A 12,378-nucleotide genomic window follows, 5' to 3' on the forward strand; every position below is an offset into this window, starting at 1 on the left:
GCATTTCCGAAACGTTGATCAGCCGCGGCGCCAATCGCGCGGCGTGCAGCCGAAGCGATGCCGGAAGCGTCGGGTGAAGTGCGACAGATCGGAGAAGCCCCAGTCGAACGCGACGTCGCCGATCGCACGTCCGGTGCTCGCGGGATCCTTCAGATCGCGCGCGGCACCATCAAGCCGACGGTCCATCAGATAGCTGGCGAACGTCGCGCCGGCGCGCTCGAATAATTTGTGGACGTAGCGCTCGCTGATGCCGATCGCGGCGGCGATGGCGGCAACACTGAGCCCGGGCTCGCGCAGCCTGCGGTCCACGGCGCGGCGCAGCGCCAGCCAGGTCGCGTCCGCAAGACCAGCGCTTTCGGCTGCGCCTTCGCGACCGCTCCGCGACAGGCTGAGCGCGACCAGATCGAGCAGCACGCCGAACAGCCGGGCATTGTCCGCATCAGACGCCCGGGGCGCCGAGGTGTTCAGCACCTGCGCCGTCTCGGCGATCAGATGGCCGACGAGGGGATCATCGGACACCCGTGCCGGAGCGACGTCGGGCGCCGTGGGCAGCCGCGCATCCAGCGCCTCCGCCGGCACCCAGAACGAAGCGACCTGGAGCGCGGGGCCGCGGTCGTGCAGCAGCGAGAAGCGCTGTCCGCTGTCGAAGATTCCAACCTGCCCCGGCGACAGGCTGATCTCGCGCCCGGCCTGCTGGATGCGGCAGCGGCCGGCAAGCTTGAGATTGAGGTAGTAGCAGCGCCGGCTGGACGCGGCGATGTCTGCGGTCGAGCGCCGCACGACGTGCTCCGGGAAGCTGACCCTGTTGACCGCACCGTCGCCGAGGCCAACGGTCTCGACCCGGGCGAGGAAGCCCGACGTCGCCGGCGGCTCCGGCGTCAGGTTCATGAAGGCCTGGCAGATCGCCTCACGATAATAGGCGAACTGCTCGCCCGGCCTGGTGTCCGCGGTATTCCAGCTCAGCTTGCGCGAGCGATCCGCGGCGGCGATTTGCTGCATCAGTTCACTCCGAGTCCAGTCCGGTTCGGTTACAGCCAAGCGCGTTCCCGGGGTCCGGGTCAATATCCATCAGGAAGCGCTTGAAACTTGAGCGTATCCCGGGCCGTCCGAACCCGGGCGATCGATCCGACCAAAGCAGACAGGGAGGTACAACATGTCGACCTATGTTCTCGTCCATGGCGCCTGGCATACCGGCGCCGAATTCGAACCGGTTGCGGCTGCGATCCGCAAGGCCGGCCATGTCGTCCACACCCCGACCATCCGGGGTAACCGGCCCGGCGACAGGAAGGACTCCGGCCTTGCCGAGGCGATCCAGTCGATCGTGGATTATCTTAGCGAGCACGATCTGAAGGACGTCGTGCTGGTCGGCCACAGCTATGGCGGCATGGTCATCACAGGCGTTGCGGACGCCGCGGCCAACCGCATCCGCCGCCTCGTTTACTGGAACGCGTTCGTGCCGAACAATGGCGAGTGCCTCAACGACATGGTGCCGCCGCACTATCGCGGCCTGTTCGACGCGATCCATGCCGAGCGCGGCGACGGCTCGGTGGTCCTGCCGTTCCCGATCTGGCGCGAGGCCTTCATCAATGATGCCGACCTCGAGACGGCGCAGCGCGCCTATGACGTACTCAATCCGCACCCGCTGAAGACATTCGAGGACAAGATCGTGCTGCGGACCAATCCAGCCGAGATGCAGATTGCGAAGTCCTACGTCAACTGCACGGAGGACACCGCGATGCCGCACAGCCTGCCCTGGCATCCGCGGCTGTCGGAGAAGCTCGGGCTGTTCCGCCTGGTCCAGGTGCCGGGCAGCCACGAGCTGTGCTTCTCAAACCCGGAACGCTTAGCAAAGGCTTTTCTCGACGCCGGCCGCGATTAGGCGACCGCCCTGTACACGGGCGCGGTCGCCAGGAAGCGCGCATAGGCGTCCGCGTCCGGCGGCGTGAACTTTTCGACGAGCGGGTTGCGGCGCGACGCCTTGGTGCCGATGTCCGCCAGCAGCTCGTCGAAATGCTTGAAGTGGTAGGGCGCGACGCACAGCCCGCCATAGACGCCCGCCGCCGGTCGCTCGACCCGCCTGAAGTTCAGCATCATCGCGATGTTGTCGTTCATCTCGGCCGCGCTCGGCTGCCGCGCAAGCTGGCCGTCGGCATAGCGCACCAGCCAGTTCGCAGCGAGATCCGCGCACAGCACGGTGCAGAAGCTCGAATTGAAGCCGACAAAGCCCATGTCCGGCAGATCGGGATTGGCGATCAGCCGGTAGAGCCGGTACTGCCCGTCGGGCTCGACCAGCTTCTTCTGATACTCCGCGGGCAGGAACGGCACCCCGAGCTTGTAGCCGATCGCGAGCACCGCGACGTCGGCCGCAACGCGCTGGCCGCCTCGCATCACGATGGTCTTGCCGTCATAGTGATCGAAAGTGCCGAGCACGGCCTTGATCCGGCCGTCGGCGACCATCGGATAGAAGCCGGGGGTCGCGATCGGCACCGAGCAATTGACGCCGTCCTCGATCCGCTCCTTCGGCACCATGCCGCATTGCTTCAGCTTGAGCTGCATCTTCAGCATGCTCTCGAGCCCGCGCCAGTTCGCCCACACGAACGGCTTTGCGACGGCGTGCGCAAGGCGCGCCATCGGCCCGATGCCCCAACTCGCGAACATCTGCTCCTGGGCGCGGATGTAGAGGATGCGCTTGAAGTTGACGAGGCCGCCGATGAAATAGGGAATCCGCCACACCGGCTCGCGAAACACGATGGTGACTTCGCTGGCCCCGGAATTGACCGCGTTCACCGCGATATCGGTCGCCGATTTGGAGCCGCCGAGCACCACGACCTTGCGGCCCTTGGCAAGACCAGGATCGCCATATTGCGACGAGTGCAGGATCTGGCCACCCTGCGCCTTGAAGCCGTCCTCGCCGGCCAGCGGCAGCGACTGCGGTTCGTTGAATTGCCCGGTGCAGACCGCGACGAAGTCGAAATCCTCATGACCGGTGGCGCCATCGGTCGAGCGCAGCGCGAGCGTCCAGCCCGGTCTGCCATCGGCACGACGCTGCATGCCTTCCACTTGGGTGTTGAACCGCATTACGCCCTCGAGCCCATGGCTGCGGGCATAGTCGCGCAAGTAAGCATGAACCTGCGGACCCTTCGGCCATTCCGGATAGGATTCCGGCATCGCCTTGTCGGTGTAGCGATAGAGCTCCTTCGGGCTCTGGGTCTGGACATCAGGATAGGACCGCGCCGGCTCCCAGACCCCGCCGAGATCGCCGCTGCGCTCGATGATCGTCACCCGGTGACCGCGACCGGTAAAGGCCTTGCCCGCGGCGAGCCCTGAAATGCCGGCGCCGATGACGCACACATGCTTCTGCTTGACCATGAAACGTCTCCGCGATGAATGAACCGATCCGATTTCCCTGAGGCGCACGCGTCCCCGTCATCGCCGGAGCCAGCTCCGGCGATTGCCGTCTCGCATGCGCTGTGTCTGTTAGTCGCCGGCCTAGTCGTTGGCGTCCGGCGGCAGAAAATCCACCTCGTGCTCGGCGGAGATCCGCACCACCTCGGCAGGGTCCGTCAAATTGTGCAGCTTCTCGAACAGCGCCTCGAGCTTCGCCATCGGCGACACCCAGAACAGCGCCCGTGCCGGCTTGTCCGACTTGTTGAAATAGCCATGCGGAATGCCACGCGGCATGCGCACCAGGTCACCGGCCTTGGCCTGCACCCAGACGCCGTCGAGCTTGAGGTCGAGCACGCCTTCCTGGACCAGGATGAACTCGTCCTGGGTCGGATGGATGTGCACCGGCACGAACTGGCCGGGATCGCTGTTGGTCTCGAACGCGAAGGTCGAGTCGGTGACCGCCTTCGGGTAATAGACTTGGCCGAGGATATTCCAAGTCTTGCCGCCGTAGCCGGTGCCGGTGCGGGTAATGCCTTTCTCGAGCGTGCCCATGTCAGCCTCTCCAGTGTTGATGCGTATTGCGGACACGGAGCCTGTCGCCAGCCGCTGGGGCTGTCTAGCCGCTAAACGAATCCGCAGTCGGCACGTTCATGCTGCAATGCGGGAGCGTTTTCTGCCCAAGGCGGCCGCATCCGTCTGCGCGCCGATCAGGCAGTTTGCGCGACAAAACAGCGTTCCCCTTTGCCGGCGAATGGATTAGGCTGGCCGATATTTTAGACCTCAAACAACTCGGACGGCCGGCGTGACTGCTGTTGGCAACGAGGTTTCGGCAAGGACAAATCCTGCAAGGACAAATCCTGCGCGGGCGAGGCTGAAGGATTTCGCGCGCGTCGCAACCGCACGCGTCGACGACGCGGCTGAAGCGATCGGCCGCATCTTCTGTCCGCACGACCTGACGCCGGTCGATCATTCGGATCGCGATTTCTCCGCGCACCACAATTGCGCTGACTTCGACGGCTTCTCCGTCAACTATGTCGCCTATGGCGGATCGGTCGCGATCAATCCCGGTTGTCTCGACCGCTTCTTCCTGTTGCAGATGCCGCTGTCCGGCTCGGCCTCGGTGCGGACCGCCGCGCGCGAGCTCACCACCGGGCCGCAACACTGCGCGTCGTTGTTATCGCCGACGATTCCAACCGAGATGACCTGGCGCGATGACTGCGCCCAGCTCATCATTCTGCTCGACCGCAAGCTGGTCGAGCATCGCGCCGCGGCGCTTGGCGGCGTGGCGGTGCGGCCGGTCGAGTTCGATCCGGCCGTCGCGCTGAACGGGCCGCTCGGGCAAACGTTCTCGGCCAGGATCGAACATCTCGTGACGACGGCCGAGCAGCTCGGGCCGCACCGCACGCTGTCCGCGGTGGCAGCGGCGGACTGGCGCGAGACGCTTCTCAACACCTTGCTCAACGAGCAGCGGCACAGCCTGAGCGCAACGATCGATGTGTTCAACGGCCGCACCGAGGCCCAGCCGGCGGCGCTGAAGCGCGTACGCGCCTATCTGGAGAGCCGCGCGACCGAACCGCTGGATCTCGCCGAGCTTGCCGAGATCGCAGGCACCGGCGTCCGCGCGCTGCAACTCGGTTTCCGCCGCCACTTCGGCACCACCGTCTCCGAGATGTTGCTCGACATCCGCCTCGCCCATCTCAACGCCCGCCTCAAGACGGCGCGACCGGGCGAACGCATCGTCGATATCGCCTTCGACCTCGGCTTCACCCATCTGAGCCGGATGGCAAGCGCCTACCGTGCCAAGTTCGGCGAGAGCCCGAAGGCGACCCTGCACCGGCTGAGCTGAGCGGCAGTTCCGATCGGCACGTCCGGCCCTGCCCATCCGGCCAGTTTCGCGACCGGCCGCCAGATCCCAGATTGAGGGAAGCCAACGGAGTTTCCCATGACCGAACCGAATATCCTTTCCTCGCTGTCATCAGCCCTTGCGGAGACCATCGCGCGCACTGCGCCTGCGATCGTCGCCGTGCATTCGCATCGCGCCCGCGCCTCCGGCTTTGTCTGGAAGTCAGGCCTGATCGTAACCGCCGACGAAGCGCTCGCCGACGAGGGCGAGATCGAAATCCAGTTCGCCGACGGAAGCCGCAAGGCAGCGACCGTCGCCGGACGCGACCACACCACCGACGTCGCCTTGTTGCGCGCCGATGGCGATGTCGCGCCGGTCAAGCTGTCAACCGACATCCCGCCGCTGGGATCGCTCGCGGTGATCGTCGCGGCCGACCGCGGCGCGGCGAGCGCGCGGCTCGGCATGGTCGCGTTGTCGGGGCCTGGCTGGCGCAGCCTGCGCGGTGGCGAGATCGACGCGCGGATCGAGCTCGACGTCGGGCTGCGGCACAGCCAGCAGGGCGGGCTGGCGCTGAATGCAGCGGGTGAGCCGTTCGGCATGGCCGTGCTCGGCCCGCGCCGCGTACTGACGATTCCATCCGCCACCATCGAGCGGGTCGCGGCCCAGCTCGAAAAGAGCGGCCGTATCGCGCGCGGATATCTCGGCGTCGGGCTGCAGCCGGTCCGTCTCGACGACGGTCTCGGCGCGATGGTGATGAATGTCGACAAGGCCGGCCCGTCGGCTGCCGCCGGCATCCGCCAGGGCGACGTGATCGTTGCCGTCAACGGCGAGAAACTGTCGGGCGTGCGGGCGCTGTCGCGCGGCCTCGGGCCGCAGAGTGTCGGCAGTGTCGTCGAGCTGACGGTGCATCGCGGCGGCGAACCGTTGAACGTCAAGGTCACGGTCGGTGAGAGGCCTGAAACGTGAGTGATGAGCCTGCCTCCGATATCGTGATTGCGCTCGAGATCGACGATCCCGTGCTGGCCGACCGGCTGGCGACCCTGCTCGGCAGCGTCGCCGGCCTGCGGCTTGCCGCGCCGGGCGAGCGGGCGACCGCTGCGATCGTCGCGCGCAACCGCGAGGCAGCCAGTAACAGCGACTTCGAGCTGACGCCGCGCGAGCTCGACGTGCTGGCGCTGCTGGCCGAAGGCGCATCCAACAAGATGATCGCGCAGCGGCTCGGGATTTCCGTCCACACCGCCAAGTTTCACGTCGGCTCTCTGCTCGACAAGCTCGACGCCACCGGCCGCACCGACGCTGTCGCGCATGCGGCGCGGCGCGGGGTGATCAATTTGTGAGAGGTGGACGCCGTTGACGGTGCACGGAGGTCTCTCCACCCGTCGTCCCTGCGAAAGCAGGGACCCATAACCACCGCCTTGTGTAGCGGAATTCGCTGGGGCCACAGCGTCGCACAACAACTGCACCCCGTGGTTATGGCTCCCGGGTCAAGCCCGGGACGACAGTGAGTGTGTGGCACCATGTGTGAGCACAGCTCGCATTCCCGCGACATGATCTGCGCGAGCTTTGCGATAATTCCGCCATGCGAACCAGGCTTAGACCAAATGCGTAAGTAGTCGACCGGATATTGACGCGTTGCCGATCTGGTTATGCAAGCTCAGCTCACAAAAAGAAACGGCATGAAGAAGCTGATCTATCGTCACCGGGACATTGACTACACGCTCACCAACACCGAACCCGAGCTCTGGAGTTGGTCGTTCGAGATCGACGGCAAGGCCAGGCAAGGGGTCACGCGCGCGCGGCTCGACCTGCTGGCGCAGCGCCGGGTCTGCACGCTGATCGATCGCGAATTGAAGCGCGCGGGACGGACCAAGCCGAAAGCGCCTGATTGAAGCGCACACTGAGGCGCAGCGCAGTTCGCCGACGGAGCAGGTGCTGCCTTCGTTCAAGACAACGCGATGACCGCCGTCGCGACATCCAGCCGTGGTCCGGCATATCGCTTGTGATCAGGCCCGCCCTCGCCGTAGCCGACGCGCCAGTCGCGCGGCCATGAGAATCGCTCGAGCCCGGTCGCCGAGATCGCCATGCACGACGTCCAGCGCACCTCGCCCCTGTGCCGCCACAGCACGCCGCCCGGACCCATGTCCGGATAGAGGGCGACATCGAGGTCGAAATCGCCGTCGGCGCCGAGATCGGGACCGACCCAATAATGCGGACTGCGCCCCTGCTCGCGCCCGAGGATCAACGTGAGCGTCTGGTTTGGTCCGCGCAAGCCGAGCCACAGCGGCGCAATCATGTCCGGCACGGGCGTGCAGAGCAACGTTTGCGGGGCGGCGACGGCGGCGGCGGTGCGGCCCGACAATTTCAGGGCAACGACCGTCCCGCGCGCCGGCATCCCCGATAGCGGTGCAACGCTGGTGCCGCGCGGCAGCGGCGACCACGCGGCGTTGTCGAGGGATGGCTGCGGCCACACGAGCTGCTCGCGCACGACACAATCGGTATCGAGCACCTGATAGCGCAGGCCGTGCTGATCGAGCGCCGCCTGCACGCAATGTAGATACTCGACGCCTTCGGGCATCCGGTGCGCGGTGCCCGCGCCTGCGGTGCAGATCTGCAGCACGCCGCGATGGACCTGAACGTCGAAGGCGAGGATGTGGCTGCACAGATAGGCGGTGACGTCGGCACGCACCAGGATATCCCAGAACCGTGCGCCGTATTCGTGGCCGATCTCGCGCTGATAGCTGCCGCTGAAGCCGTTGATCGGGTAGACGGGATGATGGCCGAGCACGAGCTTGTGCCTCGCGTCCTTGTGCTGTTCGAGCACCGCTTGCAGCCAGTCGGTCTCGACATGCCCCTCGCCGCCGAGGCCGCTCCACAGTGTGTGCACGAACACCATCACGAGATCGTCGCGGCGCACCCAGTAGGACAGCCCCTCCTGTCCGGGCGGGCCGTTGCGCGGCAGCTTCAGCACGTCGCGAAACACCGCCTCGCTCGTCTCGTCATAGGTGGTGTGGTTGCCGGTCGTGTGCCACAGCGGCGTCGCACGCCGATCGAGCCAGCTCATCTCGACCTCGAACCAATGCCGCCATTGCGCGCGCAACGCGTCGACGTCAGTGGTGAGGCCGATGATCTCGTCGCCGGGGAACAGAATGAATTCGGGCGCCGGATGCAGCCGGCGCACCACATCGTTCACCGACGCGAAGGTGCGCTCATGCGGCGCGCCGGGAACGCCCGAACAGGCGTCGGCATAGATCACGAACCGGTGGCCCGGATTCGCCGGCAGCAGGGACGGGATTCGATCACGCATGGCCGGATCGTATGGTGAAGGGGCGCTTCATGCGATGACCATGCCACAATCGCGAGCAAACCACACCAAGACGTGACGCTGCGGAAAAGCTGGTCTGCCAGGAGGTGCTAGGCGAGGTCGCACCAAACTGCTAGCGTTTCGCGCTTCAGATTGCCTTACTCGAGGATCGGAGCAAATGGACAACCGTAGTGATGTTTGGCGCGGCGTCGACACCATCAAGCCGCGTTTCATCGAATTGAGCGACCGGGTCTGGGCGATGCCCGAGGTCTGCTACACCGAGGCACGCTCCTCCGCCGAACATCTGGCCGAACTGCGCCATCAGGGATTCCGCATCACCGAGAACGTCGCCGACATTCCGACGGCCGTGATGGGGGAATGGGGCGAAGGCGGACCGGTGATCGCGTTCCTCGGCGAATATGACGCCCTGCCCGGGCTCAGCCAGGAGGCCGGCATCGCCGAACATCGTCCGGTCGAGAGCGGCGGCCACGGTCATGGCTGCGGCCATAATCTGCTCGGCTCCTCCGCGCTGCTGGCCGCAACCGCGGTGAAGGACTGGCTCGCCGCCAACAAGGTGCCGGGCCGGGTGCGCTATTACGGCTGTCCCGCCGAGGAAGGCGGCGCGGCCAAGGCCTTCATGGTGCGCTGTGGCGCGTTCGAGGATGCCGACATCGCGATCACCTGGCATCCGCACAGCTTCTGGGAGGTGGCGGTGACGCCGTCGCTCGCCAACACCCGCGCCGATTTCATCTTCACCGGGCGGACCTCGCATGCCGCGGCCTCGCCGCATCTCGGCCGCAGCGCGCTCGATGCGGTGGAATTGATGAATGTCGGCGTCAACTACATGCGCGAGCACATGCCGAGCGATGCGCGGGTGCATTACGCGCTGCTCGACACCGGCGGGATTGCGCCGAACGTGGTGCAGGCCCATGCCCGCGTCCGCTATTCGATCCGCGCCCGCGACCTGCCCGGCATGAACGAGCTGGTCGAGCGCGTGCACAAGATCGCACAGGGCGCGGCGCTGATGACCGAGACCAAGGTCGAGATGAAGATCATCTCGGCGGTCTCCAACATCCTGCCCAACACGCCGCTGGAACAGACGCTGCACCGGATCATGGAAGACCTCGGCCCACCGCATTTCGACGATGCCGACAAGGATTTCGCCGGCAAGATCCGCGCGACCCTGACCGACAAGGACATCGCCTCGGTGTATTATGCGATCGGCATGGAGCCGACCGAGCGGCCGCTGGCCGATTTCCTGGTGCCGATGGATGCGAAGCGCAACCCGCTGATCGGCTCGACCGATGTCGGCGACGTCAGCTGGGTGGTGCCGACCGTGCAGGTCCACGCACCGACGGTTGCGATCGGCACGCCGTTCCACACCTGGCAGGTTGTGGCGCAGGGCAAGACCCCGGCCGCGCACAAGGCGATGGTGCAGGCCGCCAAGGCAATGGCCGGATTAGGCGTCAAGGCGCTGCTCGAGCCCGAGCTGATCGCGGCCGCCAAGGCTGACCTCAAGAAGCGGACCACAAGAACGCCCTATGTCAGCCCGCTGCCGGCGAATGTTGCACCGCCGTTGGATATGTCGGTCGCCTGAGGGCTGCGTCTCAAGGGCCGGGCCAGCGCATCGGAGCGAGGCCCGGCTGGAGCCTCATTTTCCGATTGGATCGGAACGAGACGCTCTTTTTTGTTTGCGTGGCAAAAAAGCATCTCAGAACAAAGGATAACGAACAAATTTTCCGCAGTGCGAGGCGCGCATAGGCGCGCTTTGGCGCCGATCTGCTGAACCGGTGTGCGGCTCGGCGCGGTTCTGCACAAGCGATAGCCAAAAGACCTAGGCGCTGTGACGCTGGAGCCGTTGACCTTCGCGGTCATTCGGTGTGCGATCTGCCGCCAGAACGGCGGCCGGTTCCAAGGCCCGCCGCAATCACACGTGAGCCGGACCGAGGGGACTATGTTCGACAACAATCTGCGAGGCATGATCGACGACGTGAAGGACGGGCGGATGGATCGCCGCGCCTTCGTCAAGCGAATGATTGCGGTCGGCCTCACCGCGCCGATGGCAAACCAGATTTTGGCGATCGGCGGCGTCGCGATGGCGCAGAGCCCCAATCCCTACAAGCCGACCAAGCGCGGCGGCGGCGGCCCGCTGAAGCTGCTGTGGTGGCAGGGCCCGACCCTGCTCAATCCGCATTTCGCCACCGGAACCAAGGACCAGGACGGTTCGCGGCTGTTCTACGAGCCGCTCGCAAGCTGGGACGTCGACGGCCATCTCAATCCGATCCTCGCTGCGGAGATCCCCTCGATCCAGAACGGCGGGCTCTCCGCCGATGCCAAGTCGGTGGTCTGGAAACTCAAGCCCGGCGTCAAATGGCATGACGGCAAGCCCTTCACCGCCGACGACGTGGTGTTCAACTGGGAATACGCCACCGACCCAGCGACGGCAGCCGTATCGAGCGGCACCTATTCCGGCATGACCGTCGAGAAGGTCGACGACCTCACGGTCCGCATCAAGTTCAAGGATCCGACGCCGTTCTGGGCCAACGCGTTCGTCGGCGCCTATGGCTGTATCATCCCGAAACATCTGTTCGCCGAGTACAAGGGCAGCAAGTCGCGTGAGGCGCCCAACAACCTCAAGCCGGTCGGCACCAGCCCCTACAAGTTCGTCGAGTTCAAGCCGGGCGACCTGATCCGCGGTGAGATCAATCAAGACTACCACATGCCGAACCGGCCCTATTTCGACACGATCGAGATGAAGGGCGGCGGCGATGCCGTGTCGGCGGCACGCGCCGTGATCCAGACCGGAGAATATGATTTCGCCTGGAACATCCAGGTCGAGGACGAGGTGTTGCTGCGGCTGGAAAAGGGCGGCAAGGGCAAGACGCTCTATGCCGTCGGCGGCGACATCGAATTCATCGCCATCAATTTCACCGATCCGAATACCGAGGTCGACGGCGAACGTTCGTCGATCAAGACCAAGCACCCGATCCTGTCGGATCCGAAAGTACGTCAGGCGCTGGCGCTGCTGGTCGACCGCGAGTCCGTCAAGAAGGCGATCTACGGCCGCGCCGGCCGCACCACCGCCAACTATCTCAACGGCCCCGAGGAATTCGTCTCCAAGAACACCAAATGGGAGTTCTCGGTCGAGAAGGCGAGCGCGCTGCTCGATCAGGCCGGCTGGAAGCCGGGCTCCGACGGCATCCGCGAGAAGGACGGCAAGAAGCTGAAGCTCTTGTACCAGACCTCGATCAACGGCCCGCGCCAGAAGACCCAGGCGATCGTCAAGCAGGCCTTCCAGAAGGCCGGCATCGACGTCGAGCTGAAATCGGTGGTGGCCTCGGTGTTCTTCTCGTCAGACGTCGCCAACCCCGACACCTATTCCAAGTTCTACGCCGACATCGAGATGTTCCAGATCCCGATGACGCAACCCGATCCGGCCCTGCACATGCGCCGCTATCATTCGCGCAACGTCGCCACCAAGGAGAACAAGTGGCAGGGCAGCAACTTCCCGCGCTGGGTCAACAAGGATTTCGACGCCGCGGTCGATGCCGCCGACACCGAGACCGATCCGATCAAGCGGGCCGATCTCTACATCAAGTGCAACGATCTGATGTGGCAGGACACGGTCGTGATCCCCGTGATGCATCGCCTCGCGGTGGAAGCCTGCTCCAATACGGTGCGGCCCGCGCTCTCCGGCTGGGCCAACCAAACCGACAATCTGCAAGACTGGTATCGTGAAACCTGAGACGTGGGAGCACGCGACGCGGCCGGTTTGCCGGAGCGTCGCGCATTCCCTTCTTGTTTGCGCATGATCGTGCCGGACCACGGGCTTCGCCATTTCACTGAC

At 65.3% G+C, this 12,378-nt stretch carries 11 protein-coding genes; 7 read left to right on the forward strand and 4 right to left on the reverse strand.

Annotated features, from left to right (window positions below):
- Positions 1–18 precede the first annotated feature (18 nt).
- Positions 19–999: a helix-turn-helix domain-containing protein gene (locus JQ616_RS00400; RefSeq protein WP_212011392.1), complete on the reverse strand. Its 981-nt coding sequence runs from the start codon at positions 997–999 to the stop codon at positions 19–21.
- A 154-nt stretch (positions 1,000–1,153) separates the two neighbouring features.
- On the opposite strand from JQ616_RS00400, the gene JQ616_RS00405 reads away from it, so the two are divergent.
- Entirely contained in the window at positions 1,154–1,879 is a 726-nt protein-coding gene (locus JQ616_RS00405; RefSeq protein ID WP_212011393.1) for an alpha/beta hydrolase, read from the forward strand.
- On the opposite strand, the gene JQ616_RS00410 is transcribed toward JQ616_RS00405, so the two are convergent.
- On the reverse strand, positions 1,876–3,369 hold the full coding sequence (locus tag JQ616_RS00410) for a flavin-containing monooxygenase (protein WP_212011394.1): 1,494 nt from the start codon (positions 3,367–3,369) through the stop codon (positions 1,876–1,878). The two genes, JQ616_RS00405 and JQ616_RS00410, sit on opposite strands and share 4 nt — an antisense overlap.
- A 120-nt stretch (positions 3,370–3,489) precedes the next feature.
- A complete protein-coding gene (locus JQ616_RS00415) occupies positions 3,490–3,939 on the reverse strand; it encodes a cupin domain-containing protein (RefSeq protein ID WP_212011396.1) in 450 nt (149 codons plus the stop codon).
- 250 nt (positions 3,940–4,189) lie between these two features.
- Here JQ616_RS00415 and JQ616_RS00420 point away from each other — a divergent pair, with 250 nt between their 5' ends.
- The 4 genes from JQ616_RS00420 to JQ616_RS00435 all read left to right on the forward strand — a co-directional run bounded on the left by JQ616_RS00420 (position 4,190) and on the right by JQ616_RS00435 (position 7,119).
- Positions 4,190–5,233: an AraC family transcriptional regulator gene (locus JQ616_RS00420; RefSeq protein ID WP_212011398.1), complete on the forward strand. Its 1,044-nt coding sequence runs from the start codon at positions 4,190–4,192 to the stop codon at positions 5,231–5,233.
- Between the two features lie 96 nt (positions 5,234–5,329).
- Entirely contained in the window at positions 5,330–6,196 is an 867-nt protein-coding gene (locus JQ616_RS00425) for a S1C family serine protease (protein WP_212011400.1), read from the forward strand.
- Complete coding sequence (locus JQ616_RS00430) at positions 6,193–6,567, forward strand: response regulator transcription factor (RefSeq protein ID WP_212011401.1); 375 nt, start codon at positions 6,193–6,195, stop codon at positions 6,565–6,567. Before JQ616_RS00425 ends, JQ616_RS00430 begins: the two co-directional genes overlap by 4 nt.
- 339 nt (positions 6,568–6,906) lie before the next feature.
- Entirely contained in the window at positions 6,907–7,119 is a 213-nt protein-coding gene (locus JQ616_RS00435; RefSeq protein WP_212011402.1) for a hypothetical protein, read from the forward strand.
- Between the two features lie 53 nt (positions 7,120–7,172).
- Here JQ616_RS00435 and JQ616_RS00440 read toward each other — a convergent pair whose 3' ends face one another.
- On the reverse strand, positions 7,173–8,534 hold the full coding sequence (locus tag JQ616_RS00440) for a metallophosphoesterase family protein (RefSeq protein WP_212011403.1): 1,362 nt from the start codon (positions 8,532–8,534) through the stop codon (positions 7,173–7,175).
- A gap of 175 nt (positions 8,535–8,709) precedes the next feature.
- Between JQ616_RS00440 and JQ616_RS00445 the strand changes: the two genes are divergently transcribed.
- Both JQ616_RS00445 and JQ616_RS00450 read left to right on the forward strand, forming a co-directional pair.
- A complete protein-coding gene (locus JQ616_RS00445) occupies positions 8,710–10,128 on the forward strand; it encodes a M20 family metallopeptidase (protein ID WP_212011404.1) in 1,419 nt (472 codons plus the stop codon).
- 357 nt (positions 10,129–10,485) lie between these two features.
- Positions 10,486–12,276, forward strand: coding sequence for a peptide ABC transporter substrate-binding protein (locus JQ616_RS00450; RefSeq protein WP_212011405.1), 1,791 nt, complete (start codon positions 10,486–10,488; stop codon positions 12,274–12,276).
- Positions 12,277–12,378: the final 102 nt, after the last annotated feature.

This window comes from Bradyrhizobium tropiciagri, assembly GCF_018130545.1.
GTDB lineage: Bacteria > Pseudomonadota > Alphaproteobacteria > Rhizobiales > Xanthobacteraceae > Bradyrhizobium > Bradyrhizobium tropiciagri_A.